This window comes from Marinihelvus fidelis, assembly GCF_008725655.1.
GTDB lineage: Bacteria > Pseudomonadota > Gammaproteobacteria > Xanthomonadales > SZUA-36 > Marinihelvus > Marinihelvus fidelis.
In genome coordinates this window covers 169,639-190,689 of sequence record NZ_VYXP01000003.1, presented here as the reverse complement: position 1 = coordinate 190,689, position 21,051 = coordinate 169,639, and the positions used below count along the sequence as shown (strand labels likewise).

Sequence of the window (21,051 nt, the reverse complement as noted above, 5' to 3'; positions counted from 1 at the left end):
GTCTTACTCCATCAAGTGTCGAGGAGAGGCGCCAGCGTATCCAGCGCCTTTCGGTAACGGGTCCAGGCCGCGGCATAGGCGTCCGCGGTACCGGGGTTGGGTGCAACGCTGCGCTCGGGGCAGCGCTGCAGGTGGGCCGCGGCGATGTCGGCGATATCGCTGTCGCGGCCTTCGCTTCGCTCCAGCATCCACAGCGCCTGCAGCGCGGCGCCGAACGACGCACCTTCGTCCTGCAGCAGCACGGTCACCGGCAGGCCGCAGATATCGGCGACGGCCTGGCGCCACTCGGCGCTGTTCGCGCCACCGCCGGTGAGGACGATTTCCTGCGCCTGGATGCCCAGCCGCGACAGTTCGTCGACACCAAAGCGTATGGCGAAGGTGGCGCCTTCCATGGTCGCGCGCAGCAGGTGCGCGCGGGTGGTGTTCTGGGCGTTCAGGCCCAGAACCGAGGCGCTGGCACGCGGCAGGTCCGGGGTGCGCTCGCCGGTGAAGAAGGGCAGCACGGTCAGGCCATCGGCGCCGGCGGGCGCGCCGGACACGGTGTCGTCGAACTGGTCATTGCCGATGTCCAGTAGTTGTTTGACCAGCTCCGTCGCCAGCGTGCAGTTCATCGTGCATAGCAGCGGCATCCAGCCGCCGGTGGAACCACAGAAGGCGGCGATGTTGCCGGCCTCGTCGACCACCGCGGTGTCGCTGTGCGCGAACAGTGTGCCGGACGTGCCCAGGCTCATCGTCAGTTTGCCGGCCGAAACATTGCCGGTGCCGATGGCGGCCATCATGTTGTCACCGCCGCCGGTCGACAGCGGGGTGCCCTCCGGCAGCCCGAAGCGCTCGGCCGCCGCGGCGGTGACCCGGCCGATCATCGTGTCGGCCGCAACCAGTTCGGGCAGTGCTGACGCGAGACGGCCGCCGGGGTCCACCGTCGTGACCATGCGCTCACTCCAGCAGCGCTCGCGCACATCCAGCAGCCCGGTGCCGGAGGCGTCGCCGTACTCCATGACAATGGCGCCACTGAGCACGTAGTTCAGGTAGTCGTGCGGCAGCATGACATGGGCCATGCGCACGTACAGGTCCGGGTGATTGTCCGCCAGCCAGCGGATCTTCGGCGCGGTGTAGCCGGCCAGGACGGGCAGGCCGGTCCACTCGATGCAGCGCTCGCGGCCACCGGCGTCAGCGGTGATCGCGTCGACCTGGGCCTGGGTGGCGGTGTCGCACCACAGCTTGACCGGGGCCAGCACGTTGCCTTCGGCATCCACCGGCACGAAGCCGTGCTGTTGCCCGGAGATGCCAATGGCACGGGCGGAGTCGCGAATGGGGCCAGGGACCTGCCGAAGTGCGGTCTCCAGTGCCTGCAGCCAGTCTTCGGCGCGTTGTTCGGCCTTGCCGGCCGAGTCGCGATCGACATCCAGCGGGGCCGAAGCGGACGCCACGATCTCGCGCGCATGGTCATCGTAGAAAACGACTTTAAGGCTCTGGGTGCCCAGGTCGATGCCGAGTACGGTGTTCATTTGATACGCCTGTCTCTGGGTCCGCGGGTTGCAGGTCGTCCGCGGCCTTTCGTCGTTGCCGGTCGCGCTGAGCCGTTTGTCAGGTGCGCGCCGACCGCTTATGATGTTAGCGCTACCATAAAGGCCATGCCGGATTCTGTCAATGTTACGATGACAGCGATGACAGGCAGCTCAGCCTGATAAGAGACTGGAGAGCTCATTTGATAACGATACGTCGACCGGGCAGGTTTTTAGGAACGCTGCTGGCCATGGCGCTAATGTATACCAACACGGCCATGGGGGCGGAAGACGGCTACCGGCTGTGGCTGCGCTATGAGTCACTGGCCACCACGCAGGCCGAGTCTTTGCGCTCACAGGCACGGCGGGTGGTGATCGCGTCACCGCGAACGGCGACCCTGGAAGCGGCCGCCGGAGAACTGCGACGCGGCATCGAGGGCCTGTCAGCCGGCGCGCCAATCGACGTGATCGATATGCCCGCCGAAGGACCGGGCGAGGGCGACGTCGTGATCGGCACCACGGGCGGCGACTGGCGCGGGGCGCCGGAACAGACCGAGAAAGCCATCGGCCCCGGAGGCTACCGCGTCAGCAGCCAGGCGGTCCACGGCGGCACCTACACCGCGGTGGAAGGCCAGGACCAGTCCGGTGTGCTGTATGGCGTCTTCGCCCTGCTGCGGGCGCTGCAGTCCGGCAATAGCATCGATTCGATTGAACTGGCCGATCACCCACGCGTCGGCCTGCGGCTGCTGAACCACTGGGACAACCTGGACCGCTACGTCGAGCGTGGTTATGCCGGCCAGTCACTTTGGGACTGGTGGCGTCTGCCGGACCTGGTTGACCCGCGCTACACCGACTACGCCCGCGCCAACGCCTCCATCGGCATCAACGGCACCGTGCTGAACAACGTCAATGCCGCCGCCGAGGTGCTGACGCCACGCTACATCGCCAAGGCGGCGAAGCTGGCCGACGTATTCCGCCCCTGGGGCATTCGTGTCTATCTCTCCGCGCGCTGGAGCGCGCCGCGCGATATCGGCGGCCTGGACACCGCCGATCCGCTGGACCCGGCTGTACGTGCCTGGTGGGCGGCCAAGGCCGATGAAATCTACGCCGCCATCCCGGATTTCGGCGGTTTCCTGGTCAAGGCCAATTCCGAAGGCCAGCCCGGCCCGCGTGAGTACGGCCGCAGCCACGCCGATGGCGCCAACATGCTGGCGGCCGCATTGGCGCCGCACGGCGGCGTGGTGATGTGGCGCGCCTTCGTCTATTCGGAAACCGACCCCGAAGACCGCGTCCGCCAGGCCTACACCGAGTTCAAGCCGCTGGACGGCACGTTTGCCGACAACGTGCTGGTGCAGGTCAAGAACGGCCCGCTGGACTTCCAGCCGCGCGAGCCGTTTCACCCGATGTTCGGCGGCATGCCCGGCACGCCGCTGATGATGGAATTCCAGCTGACCAAGGAATACCTGGGTTTTTCCACCCACCTGGTCTACCTGGGCGCGCTCTGGGAAGAGGTGCTACAGACCGACACGTTCGCACAGGGCGGGGGTTCGACGGTGGCGAAAGTTGTCGATGGGCGGCTGGATGGGCACGAACTGACCGGCATCGCCGGTGTCGCCAACATTGGCCGTGACCGCGACTGGAGCGGCTCGGACTTCGACCAGGCCAACTGGTACGCTTTCGGCCGCCTGGCCTGGAACCCGGATGGCGATGCCCACGTGATCGCCAGGGAATGGCTGCAGCAGACCTTCAGTACCGACCCGGCGTTCGTCGAACCCGCCGCCGAGTTGATGATGCGCTCGCGCGAAGCCGTGGTGAACTACATGACGCCGCTGGGCCTGACCCACATCATGGGTACCGGTCACCACTACGGCCCGGCGCCGTGGGTAGATGACCTGGGCCGGCCGGAGTGGAACCCGTTTTACTACCACCGCGCCGATGCCGATGGCATCGGTTTCGACCGCACTGCCAGCGGCAGCAACGCGGTGGAGCAGTATCACGCGCCGGTGGGTGAGCAGTTCGGCTCACTGGAATCCGTGCCTGATGAATACCTGCTCTGGTTTCACCGCGTGCCCTGGGATTACCGGCTACGTGACGGCACTACGTTGTGGCAGGCGCTGGCACGACAGTACGACCAGGGTGTCGGGCAGGCAGAAGCAATGCGCGCCGAGTGGGAAACACTGGGCCAGCACGTTGACCCGGTGCGTCGCGCGCGCGTCGCCGATTACCTGGATATCCAGGTGCGCGAGGCAAAATGGTGGCGCGATGCCTGCCTGGCCTATTTCCAGGCACGCTCGGGCCTGGACTGGCCGGATGGCGTGACTCCGCCTCCGCTGACACTGGACGATTACAGGGCGATGCAATTCCCCTACGCGCCGGGGAACTGAATGGCGTGATTGGCGAGCCGGGGTTCATCATGTAATCTCGGCCTGATAACGAAATCCGGGCGTGGCTCGCCCGGTGAACATAATGCGGCCCAAAACGGGCCCGGACACAACAGGGAAAGACCATGCCAGACAGCACGATACCTTCACTCTCCACCCTCGACTGGGCGGTCGTCGCCGGCTACTTCCTTCTGCTGGTGGTGGTTGCCGTGGTGGTGACCCGCCGCAACAAGGCGATGGATACCGCGGATTACTTCCTGGCCGGCCGCAATGTCGGCTTTTTCGCGATTGGCGCCTCGATTTTCGCCTCCAATATCGGCTCCGAGCACATCGTCGGCCTGGCCGGGCAGGGTGCCTCGACGGGCCTGGCCATGGCGCATTACGAGCTGCACGCCTGGGTGGTGGTGCTGCTGGCGTGGGTATTCGTGCCGTTCTACTACAACTCCAAGGTGTTCACGATGCCGGAGTTCCTGGAGAAGCGCTTCGGCCCGCGGCCGCGCTGGATCCTGTCGCTGGTGTCGCTGGCCGCATACGTACTGACCAAGGTGTCGGTGACGGTCTACGCCGGCGCGCTGGTGTTCAGCGTGTTGCTGCCGGACACCTTCGGCAGTCCGCAGAACGCGTTCTGGATTGGCGCCATCGTCACCGTGGTGCTGACCGGCCTGTACACCGTGGCCGGCGGCATGCGCGTGGTGCTGTACACCGATGCCGTGCAGGCCTTCATCCTGCTGATCGGCTCGGTGGCCATCACCTACTTCGGCCTGCAGCTGCTGGGCGGCTGGGGTGAGCTGAAGGCCTTCGCGGCCGAGGATATCGCCCAGTACGCGTTGTGGCGGCCGCTGTCCGACCCGGATTTCCCGTGGCTGGGCATCATGATCGCCTCGCCGATTGTCGGTATCTGGTACTGGTGTACGGACCAGTACATCGTCCAGCGCACCCTGGCTGCGAAGGACCTGAAAACGGCCCGCCGCGGCGCGCTGTTCGGCGCCTTCCTGAAGGTCTGGCCGGTGCTGTTCTTCCTGATCCCGGGCCTGATCGGCGCGGCGCTGCATTCCAAGGGCCTGATGGTGATTCCCACCGAGGATGGGGTGATTGCCGGTGACGGCGTGTTCCCGACCATGGTGGCGTCACTGCTGCCCGAAGGTCTGCGCGGCCTGGTGGTGGCCGGTCTGATGGCGGCACTGATGAGCTCGCTGTCGTCGCTGTTCAATTCCACGGCCACGCTGTTCACCGTCGATGTCTACGAGAAGCTGCGCCCAGGCAAGAGCGAGCAGCACCTGGTGACGGTCGGCCGTGTTGCCACGCTGGTGGTGGTGGTGCTGGGCCTGGCGTGGATCCCGGTGATGCCGCTGATCTCCGACGGCGGCCTTTACCAGTACCTGCAGAGCGTTCAGGGTTACCTGGCGCCGCCGATTACTGCGGTGTTCCTGCTGGGCGTGTTCAACTCGCGCATCAACAACCGCGGCGCGGTGTGGGGCCTGAGCCTGGGCTTTATCCTGGGCATGACCAAGCTGATGATCCAGGCCTTCTTCGGCGAAGGGAAAATCGAGTCGCCGGCGTTCCTGGCGGCTATCGGTGACTTCAACTTCCTTTACTTCTCGGGCGTGCTGTTCCTGATCTGCGTGATCACCATCATCGTCGCATCGAAGAGCGCGCCGGCGCCGGACCGCGAACAGATCAAGGGCCTGACCTACGACTCCATCGACCGGGCAGCGGTGCGCGCCAGCTGGGACCGCAAGGACGTCGCCCTGACGGCGGTGGTGCTGGGCCTGGTGGCCACGCTGTACATCTACTTCAGCTTCTGGCTGGGGTAGGCGTCGACGAGCAGTCCCATGACGGGTTGACCGCCTTCGTTTCGAAGGCGGTCAGGGCGGGCCTGGACCGGGTGCAGGCCCGCTTTGTCGAGGCACTGCAGGACGTGGTCCTCGCGATGGGCGAAGCGGCCACTTGAGAGCACCCGTTCACCGGCCGGGCCCTGGTGTTCCGAGCGTTCAACCGTAAACAGTAGCCGCCCTCCCGGTGCCAGTACGCTTCCCAGTGCCTGGATGATCCGGTGAAGGTCGCCGAAGTAGCACAGCGTGTCCGCGCAGACCACCAGGTCGAATGGCGCCGGTCCCGATTCAAGGTAGCGGGTCAGTTCGTCCTCAAGCAGCTGGTCATAGACCTGGCGTCGTGCGGCCTCCGCCAGCATGCCCGAAGACAGGTCGACACCCACCAGGTGGTCGCCCCATTCCCGCAGGAACGGCGCGCAGAGCCCCGTCCCGCAACCGGCATCCAGGATGCGCGAATAGCGCTTTGGCCCCGTGGTCTCGCGGAGGGCGCCCTCTATGAGTGATGGCACGCAGTACTCAAGTTTTTCGAGTTTGCGTTCGAAGTGGCGCGCGAAATCGTCAAACGAGGCGCGAACGAACTCGTCCGGGCAGCGCTCCAGGTCGTCCTGACCTTCACAGGCGGCCAACATAAATCCAGCGAAGCTGCTGTCCGGGTGTTCGGCTAGCCAGCGCCTGTAAACGTCGGCGAGTTCCTTGCGGTGCTTGATGGAATACCCCTCTCGACATTCCAGTGTGTACAGGGCCCGGCAAAGGCCAATATAGGCGCCGGTCAAATGAGGTGAACGTTCAATCGCAGCCCGGAAACAGTCCATCGCCGCCGTCAATTGCCCACCGTTGAGCAGGGTGCTGCCCAGGTTCACCCAGTGTCCGGCGGCATCCGGGTCCAGTTCCACGGCCCGCCTGCCGGCGGCATAGGCCTCCCGAAGGTCACCGCCCGTGTTCAGCACCGTGCCGAGATTGCCCAGGGCGCCGGCGTGATTGGGGTCGAGTTCAAGCGCCCTGGCGTAACAGTCCCGTGCGGCTTCATCATTGCCCGTCTCACGATGTATGTTGCCCAGGTTAACGTGGGCGTCGATGTAATGCGGATTCAGCGCCAGGGCGCGGCCAACCAGGTCGATGGCTTCCTGGCTGGCGCCACGCTGGTGCCTGAGCACGCCCAGGTAATGCAGCGCGTCAACATTGCGATCATCGGTCTCCAGCATCTTGGCATAGGCGCGCTCCGCTTCTTCCAGATGGCTTTGCTGGTGCAGTCGTATGGCGTCTTCAATCGCGATGTTCATGTCGTCCCCGTGTGGAAGTTTCTGAATCCGCTGCTAATCTGAAAGGGAAGCATAGACCGGATTGGCCGGTCTCACAGGGGAAGCCGAAATGTCGAATACTGCCCGTCGTACCATCGCCACCGCCGCCATTGTCGCCGCAGGTGCCAGCTTGCCCGTCGATGCCGATGCGGCCGCCTATCTCAAGCTCGGCGATATCAAGGGTGAGTCGCAGCACAAGGTCTACAAGGATCATATCGAGGTTCTTACATGGAGTTGGGGTGTCGCGAAACCCGTCGATGTAGGCTCGAAGAAGACCGGAAGGTCTACCGCCCCGTGCAAGATGGCGACACTGGAGATGAACAAGCTGATGGGGGTCAGTTCTGTACCCATCGTTCGTGCCGTCGCGGTGGGTGATCTCCTTCCGGACGCCACCCTGATCCTGACGAACGAAACGGCCGAAGGCCCAATGGAGTATTACAAGTTCGATATGCGGGATGTGTTCGTCTCGGACTATGCAGTGAGCGGTTCCGATGATTCAGTGCCTACCGAGACATTCACGCTGAACTTCCTTGAGGTGGATATTGAGTACACGATCACCAAGAACACGGGCGAAACTACGCAAGGTCCGCGGTTCATGATTCCGTCCGAGACCTGTCAACAGTAAATCCGCAGCCAATGGTGTAAGGTTTGCGCTCGTCTGAACTGACCGGTCTGTCACGATGCTGAAACCCCAAACCCTGCTACTGCTGATTGCCCTGGCCATGACGCCCGTCGTCCAGGCCCAGGAATTTGCGACCACGTTCAAGGCCACGGAAGTGGTGCCCGGCATCACGATGATCGAGGGCGCGGACGGCTTCGCTGGCGGCAACATGGCGTTGCTGGCAGGCGAGGACTACGTGGCCCTCATTGACGACGGCCTGGCGCCGCTGGCGCCGGCGTTGAAGGCGTTCGTGGATGAAGCCGCGGGCCGGCCGGTCAATTTCCTGGTTAACACCCACGTCCATGGCGACCACGTCGGCGGCAACGCGCACTTCGCCGAGAGCGGCACCGTGGTGTTCGCGCACGAGAATATCCGTAAACGCTTGCTCGAAGACCCCTCCGGCGCGGGCGGTGAAGGCGGCCTGCCGGTGGTGACGTTTGCCGATGGCGTGACGTTCTACCTGAACGGCCTGGAGGCGCAGGTGTTTCACCTGCCGCTGGCGCACACCGACGGTGACGCGGCCATTTTCTTTCCGGAAGTGAACGTGCTGCACACCGGCGACGTGTTTTTCCACGGGCTGTTCCCGTTCATCGACCTGGACAACGGCGGCACGGTGTCGGGTTACATCGCCGCGCAGCAGGCGTTGATCGAGCGGTTGGATGACACGTCGAAAGTGATTCCCGGCCACGGGCCGCTGGCCACGCGGGCGGATCTTCAGCGTGACCATGACATGCTGGTCGACGCGCGTGCCCGGGTGAAGGCGCTGGTTGACGACGGCCAGTCCGCTGATGAAATCGTCGCTGCCAATCCGCTGGCGGATTACCACGACGACTACAACTGGGGCTTCATTTCCACCGAGCGCATGACGCGCACGCTGGTGCGCGACCTGGGCGGGGAGTAACGGTACGCCCTGGCGGGCGAATGCAAACGGTCAAACGGGGGATCATCCATGCGGTGGAAAGGACGCAGGCAAAGCACCAATGTCGAGGACGCGCGCGGCAAGAAAGTCGTCGCGCGTACGGCTGCGGGCGGCATGATTCTGAACCTGGTGGGCCGCAAGTTCGGCTTCAAGGGCATCCTGGTGCTGGTGGTGGTCGGCTTTATTGGCTGGCAATTGGGGCTTTTCGATCCCGCGTCGATGATGGGTGGCGACCAGGTGCGCGAGGTCGATTACCAGCCCACCGCGGCCGAGCAGGAACGTTTCGATTTCGTCACCGTGGTGCTGGCCGATACCGAGGATGTCTGGAGCCGGCAGTTCCAGGCGGAAAACCTGGGCAACTATGTACCGCCGGAACTGGTGGTCTATACCGGCCAGTACCCGACGGCCTGCGGCACCGGCGACGCGCGCATGGGCCCGTTCTACTGCCCGGCGGACCGCAAGGTCTATATCGACCTGAGCTTCTACGACGAACTCGAGCGCGAGTTCCAGGCCCCCGGGGATTTCGCCCAGGCCTATGTCATCGCCCACGAAGTGGGTCATCACGTGCAGAACCTGCTGGGTATTTCAGAGCAGGTGGCGCGGCGCCGTGGCCAGCCGGATTACAATCAGTACTCGGTGCGGCTGGAGTTGCAGGCTGACTACCTGGCCGGCGTGTGGGCCAATCACAACAGCGAATACCTTGAGCGTGGCGATATCGAGGAGGCCATGCGCGCCGCCAACCAGATTGGCGACGACGCCATCCAGTCCAGGACCCAGGGGCGGATCGTGCCTCACGCGTTCACGCACGGCACATCAGAGCAGCGTATGCGCTGGTTCAACCGCGGCCTGCAGAGCGGCCTGCTGCGGCAGGGTGATACCTTCGAGGTGCCGTACGACAGCCTCTGAATGTTTCCCGGGCGGTTACGCGTCCGGGAACAAGCCTTCCAGGATCACGCCATCAGCGTTGTAAATCTCGATCAGCTGGCCGCTGGGGTCGAAGTCGAGTGGTTCCCCATCATCCGCTGCAGGGTCTGAGAACCGCAGCGTGCCCTTAAGCTGGCCCGGGCCGTCTTCGACGGTGAGCACGCCTTCGGTGGTTCCGCCAACGACCACGTCGTAATCACCGGCGGGCACCTTCATGACATGCACGGTGAAGGTGGTCGACGTCTCGTCGGAGGCCAGGCTGGCATTGCCCTTGGCGCCCGGGACCAGGCCGGTGGGTGTAAACGACACGTCGGCGTCATCATTGCCGCCGCCCTGGCCGTTGTTGCCACCCTGGCCGCCACCGTTGTTGCCGCGCGCCTTCTCCGCCAGTACGGCATCGCCCGATGTCAGGGCCACGCCGGTGTCATCGACCAGTTCGATCAGGCAGTCCCGCGGGTCAAAGTCCAGCAAGGGCTTGGCGTCGATGCCGGGGCTGCGGAACGCCAGCGTGCCGCCGCCATCAACGATTTCGACATCACCACGATGGTCGCCGCAGACCATCAGGGCGTAGAGACCGTCGGCCATGCCGCCGTTGGCCTGGACCATGAAATCGGAACGGTCCGCGCGTTCCCAGAAGGTCGCCTTGCCCTTGCCGGTGACATCATCACGCGCGGCGACAAGTTCGACCTCGAGCCGGGTGGGGCGGGTGCCTGGCGGCGTGTCATCGGAGATGCCGCCGCTGCAGCGCATGCCCATGACCGAAGTCAGGCGCTTGATCCTGAATTCGCCACTGCCCAGCACATTGTCGGGCGTGTCGAAACTCGCGGTGCCCTGGTTGCAGTTCTGGAAACGCATTGCCAGGCTGCCGACGGCTTCAACGCTGGCGGAGCCGCTGCCGGCGGCCTCAAGGAAGCCCGCGCCGTCGGCGCGATACAGCGTCATGTCAACCAGGCCGTCGGCTACGGGGCCAACGCCGACATACCAGGAACTGGCCAGGTCATCACCATAGGTAAACCAGTAAGCAACGCCGGTTTTTTCATCCCCCTCGTCAGCGGAAATCTGCAGTACCAGGCCCTGGCTCTCCTGGTCGGGCTGGTCCCAGATGCCTGAGAAGGCGCGGGTGATGTTTTCCACGTCCGCAAGCGCCGCCAGCGGCATGGCGAGCGCCGGGGTGATCAGTGCGGGAAGCAGTAACCGCCGGGTCAAGCTGTGCTTCGACATGGTGAGATCCTCTTTTCTTGGTTCCGGTCACGAGGCCGGGTGATGCCCCAAGTATATGAGATATGCGCGATTTTGACAGTTGGCCGACCCGCAGGGCGCTGGTCGCTTGCAATAATACTGTGTGTAACATAGTATGTGGCATACATGATGTGTCTCACAGTAGTTGTGGTGAGTCACGATGGCCCGACCGAGGAGCCCGTTTTGCCAAACGATTACCTGGAAACATTGCGATCCGAGATGCGCCGGGGCGCCATCGTCCTGGCCGTTCTGGGGCAGCTGCGCCGTGAGCATTACGGTTACTCACTGCGTAAGGCGCTGGCCGACCAGGGATTGTCGGTGGAGGAGGGCACGCTGTACCCATTGGTCCGGCGCCTGGAACAACAGGGGCTTCTGGCCAGTGAGTGGCGGGTTGAGAACAAGCGCCGCAAGCGCTTTTACCGGCTGTCGGACGAGGGCCGGATCGTGTTTGAACAACTGTCGCAGGACTGGGCGGCCATTGATGCCAGCCTGCGTGCACTGACGGGAGACATACCATGAGCAACCTGGTTGAAAACTACCTGCATGCGGTGGCGCGCCACCTGCGCCCCGAGGACCGTGACGCCGTGCTGGCCGATTTACGGGACGCCATCGACGGCGAACTCGAAGGCCTGGCCGAATCCAGCGACCGGTCATTGTCGCGTGCCGAGGTCGAGTCAGTACTGCAGGGCTTTGGTCACCCGTTACGGGTCGCGCGTGGCTACCAGCCGCAACGGTACCTGATTGGCCCGACGCTGTACCCGGACTGGTGGCGGACGCTGCGTTTCGCGGTGGTCGCGGCGCTGGCGATCCAGGTGGTGGTGATGCTGGTCATCGGCGTGACCACGGGTTGGCGTACCGGCCCACTGGGCGTCATCAGCCAGTCCGTGAGCCTGGCCTTCTGGGTGGCGGTATGGGTGACAGTGGCGTTCATTGCGCTGGAGTATTCCGGTGAGCGACTGAAGTGGTACGACCGCTGGAAGGCCTCGTCACTGCTCGATGGCAGTGTCAGTCCCGTCAATCGTGGCGACCTGCTGACCAACCTGGTGAGCGAAGGGTTTTTCCTGTTGTGGTGGAACGGGGTCGTCAGGCTGGATAGCTGGATCCCGGCCGGGACCTTCAGTTTCTCACTGGCCGATGCCTGGGCACCGCTGTACTGGCCGCTGAATATCGTCTTCGGCCTGGCCTTCCTGCTGCACCTGCTGGTGCTGTCGCGCGGCGTCTGGCAGCGCTGGACGCTGGTGATCGAGGCGGGGACCAGCCTGGTCATGCTGGGCCTGGTGCTCTACCTGGCCAGCGTGCCGGACCTGCTGATCGTGTCGGGTGCACCGGCGGTGCTGGCCGAATCGTGGGCGGAGCGGACGCTGAGGATCGCGCTGCTGGTTGTCGCCGGCTTCATTGCCTGGGATGCGTGGGTCGCGATTCGTGCATACTTGCGGCGAACGGATGCAAGGTCTTCGCAGGATGCGATGACCGTGGGGTAGGGTCATGAAAGGAATCACACCGGCGATTCGCGGTACCGCCGTGGCCGTCTTGTTGGCGGTCATGGCGGGCTGCGCGTCGCTGTCTTCACCTCCGCTGGACGATCGTGCGATCCGGTTGCAGGCGGAGCGGACGGCGGAAGCCGCCGCCGCGCTCGCGGCCATGGAGCGCATCGATGCGGTGATCACGATTGACAGCCCTTTGCTCGGCAGCGCCATCAGCGACTGGCTTGAGCGCGTGCTGCCTGGCGAGTTGAGTGCGCCCGCCCGGGTGCATTTCCATGACCAGTTGATCTGGTTCACTGCCGGTGAATGGAACGGCGAGATTCTCCTGGGCTTTGAAGATGATGCCATCACCTGGCAGGCGGATGTGCGCGCACCAGCTGGTGCCGTGCTCGAACACGGTTCTGGCAACAGGATGGCGTTCGATCTCGCCCCGCTGGGTATCCTGGAAGCTGGTGCCCGGTTCTCGGGCGCGTTTGAAGGGGTGGCCGACCGGTCATTGCCACTGACGGCATGGCCCGTGATGCGTGCCGGGGCGCTCCTGGTCCAGCCCGACAACACGCGGCTGGCGCTCGACCTGGCCTTCCTGGCGGGTGTGCGCCGCTGTGAGGGTGCCGGGGCACAGGAGGGCTTGTTGCTGGTTTACGACTTTGTCGATGGCAACCCAACCGGGGTTCGGCGACTGGATGCCGGTGCGGCCATGGCGCCACCCGCCACCCGCAAGGGGCAGCAGCCCTGGACGGGGTATTTTGTTGATGCTGGCCGGGAATGCCTGGTGCGGGTGGTACGCGAACAGCCACCACGCGTAGTGCCCGCCACCACCGGCTCCGTGGCCTTCACCGACTATGAGCAAGCGTTTGGCGCCGCCACCGCTGGCCTTGTCGACCCGGGCCACGACGACGCTCCCGTTTCGATGGTCATGGCCCGGAGCGCGTTGGCCACGGCATTGCGCACTGCGCTGGTAGACCAGTCGATCGCGGTATCACTGCAGCCCAGGGGAGATGGCTCGTCACGTTTCAGCGCCGCCATGCAGGCTCCTTCGGCGGATGAGCTCAGTTGTGCGAGCAGCGAGTGCACGACCCAGCAGCAATGCACCGTGAGTCATGAGAACTGCCCGCTGCTGCGTGATACCCGGCAATGCACGGTCTGCAGCCTGCGTAATCCGCTGAATAACCGCTGCCTGGCGGAGGAACAGGACACGGAATGCCTGCAGGCCCGTGACCGCCGCAATGAACGCATGGCGCAGGAACGGCAGGCCTGTATCGCGGTCGAGGAGGAAGCCCGGGATGCCTGCCTGGTTGTGCGTGACCAGGCGCTCCTGCAGTGCAGGACACAGCGCCAGCAGCGCCTCGATCAGTGCCAGGCGGCGGTGGAACGCGTGGCGGCCCTGCGTCCATCCGCACCCGGCGGCCGGGTCGACATGGCGATTCGCCCCAGTGGCGCCCTGGATGTACGTTTTTCCGGGTTCTCTGTGGACGCGTCGTTGCAGCAACTGCGCATGGCTGTGGATGTGGCCGGGAACCTGGAACTGGCCGGCGAAATGGCCTTTACGCCTTCCGGGGACCTGGCCGGGGCGTTGCCATGCACGGCGCGGTGGAAGGGTGATTTCACCACCTTCGCGGACCTCGCCACCTGGGACGGCGCCCTGGTGTCTCCGCTCGAGTTCGAAGGCGGCAGGCTGGTCGCCCGCTGGTCGGGGCTGGCCCGCCCAGTTCCGTTGTCACCGTCGCCGATCCGGGCCCTGTTCCGGGTGCAGCCCGGCCTGTTGGCCGGTTGCCAGGCCGGCATGAACGCGGCCTGGGTGGAGCGTGCACTCAGCGGTGAGCAGGCGGGCGTGTTCCAGGGGCGGCATGAACTGGTCACGCAGCCCTTGCCGACGCGCGTGTCTTTGCTACCGGGGTGGGTGACCTTGATGGGCGAGACGCTCGTGGCCGAGCCGGTCATGGGCGAAGCATCCGTGCGGTTTGATTACGTTACCGGCAAGGATTGAGCGGGTGGGGTGTACAGGGCAGGGTTAAAACCGGCAGGCTGGTGAGGATTGCCGTGTCGGATGGCCTCACCAGCCTGCCCAGGGCGCATCCTTACGGCTACGGAAACGGGGGCCGTTGGGCGAGCCCGCCGTTCCTGCCCCGGCGGCTTCAGCGCGAGCCGGCGGAGCGTTCGGAAACAGTCGCCGATCCGTCAACGACCGCCTGATCATAGGGCCTGCTCATTGAAGGCGTACTGAAACCGCCATGAACAGCGAATGAAACGCCCGGCCGTGCCGGGCGCCCTCAAAGCCTAGCGGCCCGGGTTGCCGGGTGGAACGATAAAGCGATAACCAAGCCCTCGGACGGTCTCGATCATCGAGTCGCTGTCCGAGCGGTCAATCTTCTTGCGCAACTTGCCGATGTAGACGTCTACGACGTTGGTCATCGGGTCCATGTTCATGCCCCAGACATTGCTGAGAATGCGCTCGCGGCTGAACAGCTTGCCAGGATGCGACATGAACAGTTCCAGGATGGCCATTTCCTTGGCGGTCATCTTGATGGGCTGGCCTTCCACCTCGACCAGCAGGGCGTCACGGTCAAACGTGATGCGGCCGGCTTTCAGGCGCGGGTCTTCCAGGCTGCGTGAATCACTGCGACGCATGACCGACTCGATACGGGCCAGCAGTTCCTCGAACGAGAACGGCTTGGTCATGTAGTCGTCCGCGCCCAGGCGCAGGCCATCGACGATGTCCTCCTGGGCGTCCATCGCGGTCAGGATCATCAGCGGGGTGTTGATGCGATTCATGCGCAATTGCTGGCAAACCTCGTGACCGTGCATACCCGGTAACATCAGGTCCAGCAGGATCATGTCGAAATCGCCTTCCTGGGCCAGTGTCAGGCCCTCGTTGCCATCAGTGGCCATGACGCAGAAATGCCCCTCGGCGGCCAGGCCGCGGCGCAGGAAGTCGGCGACCCTGGCGTCGTCTTCAACGATCAGGATCCTCATGCCACCGCCCTCAGCCGGCCGCCGCGGGCCGGCAGCCAGACCGTGGCGACTGCGCCGACACCGGGTTCGCCATCCAGCGAGATGCGCCCCTTGTGCGCCTCGATGATGGCTTTTGCCACCGGCAGACCCAGCCCGCTCCCCTGTTGTGCGTGGCTGACCGCCTGGTTACCCCTGTAAAACCGTTGGAAGGCCAGTACGGCTTCTTCCTCCGTCAGGCCGATTCCTTCGTCCCGAACCATAATGCTCACCTCGTTTTTGCCAGTCTCGACGGTCACTTCTATGGTGCCGCCGTTGTGTGAATATCGTAGCGCGTTATCCAGCAGTATCGCGAATACCTGTCGCAATCGGCGCGGATCGCCGTCCAGCGTGGCGCGTCCGGCGGCGGGTTGATGCGCGATGGTGATTTCCTTCTGGCTGGCGCGGGCGTTGAACTCCTCGCAGGCCTTGCGGACAATTTCCGTCACTTCCACCGGCTCAACCTGCAGCCTGGGCTCGCCGGCATTGGCACGAACGATGAACAGCAGGTCCTCCACCAGGCTGGTGGCGTGGTCGGCGGTGTCGATAATGCGACGCAGCGACTCCTTGTACGCGTCCGCATCCAGCCCCTTGCCGCGCATGGCGATCTCCGACTCGCCCTTGATGACCGTCAGCGGGGTGCGGAATTCGTGGCTGATATCGGCCAGCAGTCGCCGACGGTGCTCGTCGACCTTGGCCAGCTTGTCGTTGCTCGCCTGCAGTTCTCGGGTGCGCTCCTCGACCATCGCTTCCAGCCGGACATTGGTATTGCGCAGGGCATCACCCTGGTCCGAGAGTTGGGTGGCCATGGCGTTGAAAGCGCTGCCCAACTCCTGGAACTCGCGCTCGCGAATTTTGGGAATACGGTGCTTCAGGTTGCCGCGTGCGAACTCGGCCACGGCCTGGTGCAGCACGCCGATGGAGTTTTTCAGGCTGCGTGAAAAACGCGCCAGCGCCAGGCCGGCGAACAGCAACAGCAGCGCGGCAACGGCGGGCAGCAGGCGCATGACATAGCCGGACAGCGACAGGGCCTGGTCGCCGGCTTCCACCAGGCGGGCGTGCCGGTCATCGACCAGGCTGTCCATGATGACGAAGAATCGGCTGGCCTCCCCCTGGTCGCGTAGCTGGCCGAGTGCTGCATCGGCGGCTTCGGGGTCGCGCGCGGTCAGGGCCTCGTCGATGCGCGTGGCGGTAGCGGTGACCAGGCTGGCCGCCGTGGTCGCCTCGACCAGCAGTGACGGCTCGCTGATACCCCCGGTCTGCGTGACCGGCTCGGCGCGCAGGGCGGCGCGCGCCGCGGCGAGCGTTGATTCGATTCGGCGATTGTTGGCGGCGATCACCCCGACACCGGGGCTGTTGCCAGTCTCGACGGCCTCGGTGATCACAAACAGTTGCCGGGCCACGGCGGAGGTCGATTCCTGGTAGGCGTCGAGCACGCGGCCCGCGGAGGTGATGCGCTGGACATCACGCGCGAACCAGCGCGCACTGTCATAGAAATACCAGGCGATCGCCATGGCGATGATCAGCATGACGCCGAAGGCAAACTTCAGGTTGCGGGTAAAGCTGGCCTTGACCACTGCCATTTCATGACCTCTGTAGAACCTCCCCTGAACATAGAATACAAGATGACCTGCCGCCGTTAACCCCTTTTTGCGCTGCCGTGCGTTCTACGCCATGAACACTGACCGAGGTAACTCAAATGCGAACACACAGGATGACCCGTCGAATTTCCCCGATTGCCCATGGCGTGGCCGTGGCGTTGCTGGCCGGTTTTGCCGCGGCCTGCCATGCCCAGGACCCGAGCGGCGGCAGTGACGACGCCGTTACGATTTACTCCAGCCTGCAGCCCGGCGCGGTTTCCCCGGAGCTTTATCGCCCGGTCAACGGCCGTTCCGGCTACGGCCATGTACCCGGTTACGCGATCGTTCGCCACGATCGCAGCTTCGAGATCGGCAAGGGCCTGCAGACGCACCGGGTCACCGATGTCGCGGCGCTGATCGACCCGACCACGGTGACCTTTGCCTCGCTCGACGAGCCGGGTACACGGGTCATTGAGCAGAGCTTCAAGTTCGACCTGGTCAGCCAGGCCAAGCTCATCCAGCGCTACCTGGGTGAAACCATCACCGTCGAGGTGCCGCGCGGTGATCACGTGGAGCAGGTTAGCGGTGTGCTGCTGGGCGCGACCGACGGACTGACCCTGCAACTGGAGGATGGCAGCGTGCAGGCGGTGCGCAGCTACACCAATATCACCTTCGGCAAACTGCCCGGTGGCCTGATGACGCGACCGACGCTGGAGTGGCTGCTGGACAGCCCGGCTGCGGGTGAACAGACCACGCGGGTCAGCTATGAAACGCAGGGCATGACCTGGTGGGCCGATTACAACATCGTCTACGACGAGACGGACGACTGCAGCATGGACCTTTCGGCCTGGGTCAGCATCGTCAACCAGTCGGGCGCGAGCTACGATAATGCCCGCCTCAAGCTGATCGCCGGGGACGTCAACCGCGCCCAGCCAGCCCACGCGCCCAGCACGAAGGCGATGCGGCAGATGGCAATGATGGAAGCCGACGCAATGGCCGGTTTCGAGGAAAAATCATTTTTCGAGTACCACCTCTACACCCTGGGCCGGCGTACCGACCTGCCGGAGAACTCAACCCGGCAGCTTGAGCTGATGCCGTCGGCCGAGGGCGTGGCCTGCGAAAAGGAACTGGTATTCGCGCCGACGCTGGACTATGGCTGGTATGGCTACCAGCAGCTGGACCAGGGTTACGGCCGCGTCGCCGGCAAGGATGTCAGCGTGTTCCTGCGCTTCGCCAACGACGAGAATTCCGGCCTGGGCGTGCCGCTGCCGGCCGGCCGCATCCGCGTCAACCAGCTGGATACGGCCGATGGCAGCCTGGAATTCATTGGCGAAGATGTGCTCGACCACACCCCCCGTAACGAAGACGTGTTGATCCGCATGGGTAATGCCTTCGACGTGGTTGGCGAACGTACGCAGGTGGATTTCCGTGTCGACAGCGTGCGGCGCAACCTGTGGGAGACGTTCGAGATCAAGCTGCGCAATCACAAGGACGAGGCCGTCAACGTGGCGGTGCTGGAGAACCTGTATCGCGCGGCCAACTGGGACATCAGCGATGCCTCGCACCGGGATACGAAGGACAACGCCCATCGCGTGCGCTTCGACGTCAAGGTGCCGGCCGAGGGCGAAACGGTCATCCGCTACACGGTGCATTACGACTGGTAATCGCTCCGAAGGGGCAGGACGGGGCCGGCGGCTGTAGCGCGCCGGCCCGATTCGGCTAGACTCTTCGCTGTCGCCTATCGCACAGCCAAGGACACCGCATGACCCACCGACTGCTTTTCGGCCTGCTCGCACTGCTCTTCACGCTCATCACCGCGCCGGCCCACGCCGACGCCCTGGACGAGCACACCGATGGGCTCACCCACCTGGAAGGCTATTTCGACCTGTACTGGGACGATGATGAAGGCCGCCTGCTGCTGCGCATCGACCGGATGGATGACCCGTTCATCTACCAGGCGTCGATGGCCCGGGGCGTGGGGTCCAATGACCTGGGCCTGGACCGCGGGCAGTTGGGTGACACGCGCCTTGTGGCCTTCCAGCGGACCGGCCCGAAAGTGCTCCTGGTGGAGCTGAATACCACCTACCGTGCCAACAGCGATGACGCCGCGGAACGCGCCGCGGTGGCGCATTCCTTCGCGCGCTCGGTGATCTGGGGCTTCGATGCCCTGGCGGTCGACGGCGACAGCGTGCTCGTCGATGCCACGGAATTCTTCCTGCGCGACGCCCACGGGCTGGGCGAGCGACTGGCGCGCGCGAAGCAGGGCCGCTACCAGGTCGATTCCGGCCGGTCCGCCATCTGGTTGCCACGTACGCGCGCCTTCCCGGATAACACCGAGATCGAGGCGGTGATCACCTACACCGGTGACCGCGCCTTCGACGGCAACGGCCGCCCGCTCAGCGACATCCTGCCGACCGTGGTTCCCGAAGCCGGCGCGATCACCGTGCACCTGCATCATTCACTGGTGCGGCTGCCGTCGCCGGGTTACACGCCGCTGCCGCTGGACCCGCGCGCAGGCATGGTGCCGGCGCGGACCTTCGCCGACTACGCCAGCCCGATCGGCGAGCCGCTTGAGGTGACCTACGCGGTTCGTCACCGCCTGCAGCGCGCTTCCCACGAAGGCGCGACAGGGCCGGCGGTTGAGCCCATCGTCTACTACGTTGACCCCGGCGTGCCGGAGCCCGTGCGCTCGGCGCTGCTGGACGGCGCCGCGTGGTGGAACACGGCCTTCGAGGCGGCGGGCTACGAGGATGCCTTCCAGGTTCGCATGCTACCCGAGGATGCCGACCCCATGGACGTGCGTTACAACGTCATCCAGTGGGTGCACCGCTCGACCCGCGGCTGGTCATATGGCTCCTCGGTCGTCGACCCGCGTACCGGCGAGATCATCAAGGGTCATGTGACCCTGGGCTCACTGCGGGTGCGCCAGGACTACCTGATCGCGGAAGGGCTGCTGGCGCCGTACCAGGACGGTTCCGATGCCGTGCCGCCGGAGATGCTGGAGATGTCGCTGGCGCGAATCCGCCAGCTGTCCGCGCACGAGGTCGGCCACACCATCGGTCTGCACCATAACTTCGCCGCCAGCGTCAACGACCGCTCATCGGTGATGGACTACCCGTTTCCGAAGGTCGGCTTCGCCGCCGACGGCAGCCTGGACCTGTCGGACGCCTACGGCGTCGGCGTGGGCGAATGGGACCGGCGCACCATCGACTACGCCTACCGCGATTTCCCGGCGGGCACCGACGAGGCCGCGGCCCGCGGCGCGATCCTCGAGGGCATCATCGCCGACGGCCTGCTGTTCGTGTCCGATTCGGATTCGCGCAACCCCGGCACCGCCCACCCGGACGGCAATCTCTGGGACAACGGTGCCGACGCCATCGCCGAGTTCGAGCACCTGGTGGCAGTGCGTGACTACGCGCTGGGGCGCTTTTCCCCGGCGGTGATCCGCCCCGGCCGGCCGATGGCCACGCTCGAGGAGGCGCTGGTGCCGATCTACCTGCTGCACCGCTTCCAGCTGCAGGCGGTGGGCAAGCTGATCGGCGGCGAGCGGTTCCGTTACAACCTGCGCGGCGACGGCCAGCCATTGCCGGCCATTGTTGATGCAGATCGCCAGCGGCAGGCCATCGACACCCTGGTCGGCGCGCTGTCGCCGGGTATGCTGGTGCTGCCTGAGGGCCTGGCGGCGATGATCCCGCCAAGGCCGCCGGGTCATCCGCGTGACCGCGAGACCTTCGACCGCCGCACCGGGCCGGCGTTTGACCCGCTGGCGCCCGCGGCAGCGGCAACCGGTCTGACACTCGACGTGTTGCTGCACCCCTGGCGCGCGGCGCGGATGAATGGTTTCCATGCCGGGGACGCTGGCTATCCGGCATTTTCGGAGCTGCTCGATCACCTGCTGCAGGCGACGTGGTTCCAGCCGGGCGGGGAAGGTGTCGAGGGCGCCATTGCCCGTCAGACGGGCCTGCAGGTGCTGCGCGCGCTGGGCGCCCTGGCGGCCGACGGTGGCGCTACTGGTGAAACCCGCGCCCAGGCGCTGGCTGCGATCGCTTCAATCGATGAATGGCTGGGCAAGAGCGCCCGGGGCCGGGATAGCGGTGAATGGCAGGCCCACTACGCCGCCGCGCGCGCCTGGATCAACGCGCTGGATACGGCCGCTGACGGCGTGCCCGGCCAGGTCACACCGCCGCCGGGCTCGCCCATCGGCGGCTAGGCGGCGGTCTTGGCGGGCGGCCGGGGACGG

Annotated in this window: 15 protein-coding genes; 10 read left to right on the top strand and 5 right to left on the bottom strand. The window is 65.1% G+C overall.

Going from position 1 to position 21,051, the window contains the following annotated elements:
- Positions 1–11: 11 nt before the first annotated feature.
- Positions 12–1,508, bottom strand: coding sequence for a xylulokinase (gene xylB / locus F3N42_RS05265; RefSeq protein WP_150863338.1), 1,497 nt, complete (start codon positions 1,506–1,508; stop codon positions 12–14).
- Between the two features lie 248 nt (positions 1,509–1,756).
- Here xylB and F3N42_RS05260 point away from each other — a divergent pair, with 248 nt between their 5' ends.
- Positions 1,757–3,889, top strand: a complete 2,133-nt coding sequence (locus F3N42_RS05260) for an alpha-glucuronidase family glycosyl hydrolase (protein WP_150863337.1) — start codon at positions 1,757–1,759, stop codon at positions 3,887–3,889.
- A gap of 122 nt (positions 3,890–4,011) precedes the next feature.
- Positions 4,012–5,700: a sodium:solute symporter gene (locus tag F3N42_RS05255; RefSeq protein ID WP_150863336.1), complete on the top strand. Its 1,689-nt coding sequence runs from the start codon at positions 4,012–4,014 to the stop codon at positions 5,698–5,700.
- Here the strand turns inward: F3N42_RS05255 and F3N42_RS05250 are convergent.
- The gene (locus F3N42_RS05250; protein ID WP_150863335.1) at positions 5,676–6,998 is read right to left on the bottom strand and encodes a tetratricopeptide repeat protein; all 1,323 of its coding nucleotides are present in this window, start codon (positions 6,996–6,998) and stop codon (positions 5,676–5,678) included. The two genes, F3N42_RS05255 and F3N42_RS05250, sit on opposite strands and share 25 nt — an antisense overlap.
- Positions 6,999–7,086: 88 nt before the next feature.
- Between F3N42_RS05250 and F3N42_RS05245 the strand changes: the two genes are divergently transcribed.
- The 3 genes from F3N42_RS05245 to ypfJ are packed head-to-tail and all read left to right on the top strand — an operon-like array spanning position 7,087 to position 9,502.
- Positions 7,087–7,641, top strand: coding sequence for an Hcp family type VI secretion system effector (locus F3N42_RS05245; protein WP_150863334.1), 555 nt, complete (start codon positions 7,087–7,089; stop codon positions 7,639–7,641).
- Positions 7,642–7,696: 55 nt separating this feature from the next.
- Positions 7,697–8,578, top strand: coding sequence for an MBL fold metallo-hydrolase (locus F3N42_RS05240; RefSeq protein ID WP_224784726.1), 882 nt, complete (start codon positions 7,697–7,699; stop codon positions 8,576–8,578).
- Between the two features lie 48 nt (positions 8,579–8,626).
- Complete coding sequence (ypfJ, locus tag F3N42_RS05235; protein ID WP_150863333.1) at positions 8,627–9,502, top strand: KPN_02809 family neutral zinc metallopeptidase; 876 nt, start codon at positions 8,627–8,629, stop codon at positions 9,500–9,502.
- Between the two features lie 15 nt (positions 9,503–9,517).
- Here ypfJ and F3N42_RS05230 read toward each other — a convergent pair whose 3' ends face one another.
- The gene (locus tag F3N42_RS05230; protein WP_150863332.1) at positions 9,518–10,741 is read right to left on the bottom strand and encodes a hypothetical protein; all 1,224 of its coding nucleotides are present in this window, start codon (positions 10,739–10,741) and stop codon (positions 9,518–9,520) included.
- Between the two features lie 201 nt (positions 10,742–10,942).
- Between F3N42_RS05230 and F3N42_RS05225 the strand changes: the two genes are divergently transcribed.
- From F3N42_RS05225 to F3N42_RS05215, 3 genes are read left to right on the top strand one after another with little or no spacing between them, the layout of a single operon-like run.
- A complete protein-coding gene (locus F3N42_RS05225; RefSeq protein ID WP_224784724.1) occupies positions 10,943–11,278 on the top strand; it encodes a PadR family transcriptional regulator in 336 nt (111 codons plus the stop codon).
- The gene (locus tag F3N42_RS05220; RefSeq protein ID WP_150863330.1) at positions 11,275–12,240 is read left to right on the top strand and encodes an HAAS signaling domain-containing protein; all 966 of its coding nucleotides are present in this window, start codon (positions 11,275–11,277) and stop codon (positions 12,238–12,240) included. Before F3N42_RS05225 ends, F3N42_RS05220 begins: the two co-directional genes overlap by 4 nt.
- Positions 12,241–12,244: 4 nt before the next feature.
- Positions 12,245–14,230 carry a hypothetical protein gene (locus F3N42_RS05215; protein ID WP_150863329.1) on the top strand — a complete coding sequence of 662 codons (1,986 nt, stop codon included), beginning with the start codon at positions 12,245–12,247 and terminating at the stop codon, positions 14,228–14,230.
- A gap of 290 nt (positions 14,231–14,520) precedes the next feature.
- On the opposite strand, the gene F3N42_RS05210 is transcribed toward F3N42_RS05215, so the two are convergent.
- Positions 14,521–15,216 (bottom strand): response regulator transcription factor, encoded by a 696-nt coding sequence (locus F3N42_RS05210; protein ID WP_150863328.1) that lies wholly within the window; start codon positions 15,214–15,216, stop codon positions 14,521–14,523.
- The gene (locus F3N42_RS05205) at positions 15,213–16,814 is read right to left on the bottom strand and encodes a sensor histidine kinase (protein ID WP_150863327.1); all 1,602 of its coding nucleotides are present in this window, start codon (positions 16,812–16,814) and stop codon (positions 15,213–15,215) included. The genes F3N42_RS05210 and F3N42_RS05205 overlap by 4 nt, the downstream gene beginning before the upstream one ends.
- Positions 16,815–16,930: 116 nt before the next feature.
- On the opposite strand from F3N42_RS05205, the gene F3N42_RS05200 reads away from it, so the two are divergent.
- Both F3N42_RS05200 and F3N42_RS05195 read left to right on the top strand, forming a co-directional pair.
- Positions 16,931–18,475 (top strand): DUF4139 domain-containing protein, encoded by a 1,545-nt coding sequence (locus tag F3N42_RS05200; protein WP_150863326.1) that lies wholly within the window; start codon positions 16,931–16,933, stop codon positions 18,473–18,475.
- A gap of 98 nt (positions 18,476–18,573) precedes the next feature.
- Positions 18,574–21,021, top strand: coding sequence for a zinc-dependent metalloprotease (locus tag F3N42_RS05195; RefSeq protein WP_150863325.1), 2,448 nt, complete (start codon positions 18,574–18,576; stop codon positions 21,019–21,021).
- Positions 21,022–21,051 lie beyond the last annotated feature (30 nt).

Bases quoted from the DNA above. Each gene is read 5' to 3' on its own strand.
- xylB (WP_150863338.1), bottom strand. From the start codon at position 1,508: ATGAACACCGTACTCGGCATCGACCTGGGCACCCAGAGCCTTAAAGTC.
- F3N42_RS05260 (WP_150863337.1), top strand. From the start codon at position 1,757: ATGGCGCTAATGTATACCAACACGGCCATGGGGGCGGAAGACGGCTAC.
- F3N42_RS05255 (WP_150863336.1), top strand. From the start codon at position 4,012: ATGCCAGACAGCACGATACCTTCACTCTCCACCCTCGACTGGGCGGTC.
- F3N42_RS05250 (WP_150863335.1), bottom strand. From the start codon at position 6,998: ATGAACATCGCGATTGAAGACGCCATACGACTGCACCAGCAAAGCCAT.
- F3N42_RS05245 (WP_150863334.1), top strand. From the start codon at position 7,087: ATGTCGAATACTGCCCGTCGTACCATCGCCACCGCCGCCATTGTCGCC.
- F3N42_RS05240 (WP_224784726.1), top strand. From the start codon at position 7,697: ATGCTGAAACCCCAAACCCTGCTACTGCTGATTGCCCTGGCCATGACG.
- ypfJ (WP_150863333.1), top strand. From the start codon at position 8,627: ATGCGGTGGAAAGGACGCAGGCAAAGCACCAATGTCGAGGACGCGCGC.
- F3N42_RS05230 (WP_150863332.1), bottom strand. From the start codon at position 10,741: ATGTCGAAGCACAGCTTGACCCGGCGGTTACTGCTTCCCGCACTGATC.
- F3N42_RS05220 (WP_150863330.1), top strand. From the start codon at position 11,275: ATGAGCAACCTGGTTGAAAACTACCTGCATGCGGTGGCGCGCCACCTG.
- F3N42_RS05215 (WP_150863329.1), top strand. From the start codon at position 12,245: ATGAAAGGAATCACACCGGCGATTCGCGGTACCGCCGTGGCCGTCTTG.
- F3N42_RS05210 (WP_150863328.1), bottom strand. From the start codon at position 15,216: ATGAGGATCCTGATCGTTGAAGACGACGCCAGGGTCGCCGACTTCCTG.
- F3N42_RS05205 (WP_150863327.1), bottom strand. From the start codon at position 16,814: ATGGCAGTGGTCAAGGCCAGCTTTACCCGCAACCTGAAGTTTGCCTTC.
- F3N42_RS05200 (WP_150863326.1), top strand. From the start codon at position 16,931: ATGCGAACACACAGGATGACCCGTCGAATTTCCCCGATTGCCCATGGC.
- F3N42_RS05195 (WP_150863325.1), top strand. From the start codon at position 18,574: ATGACCCACCGACTGCTTTTCGGCCTGCTCGCACTGCTCTTCACGCTC.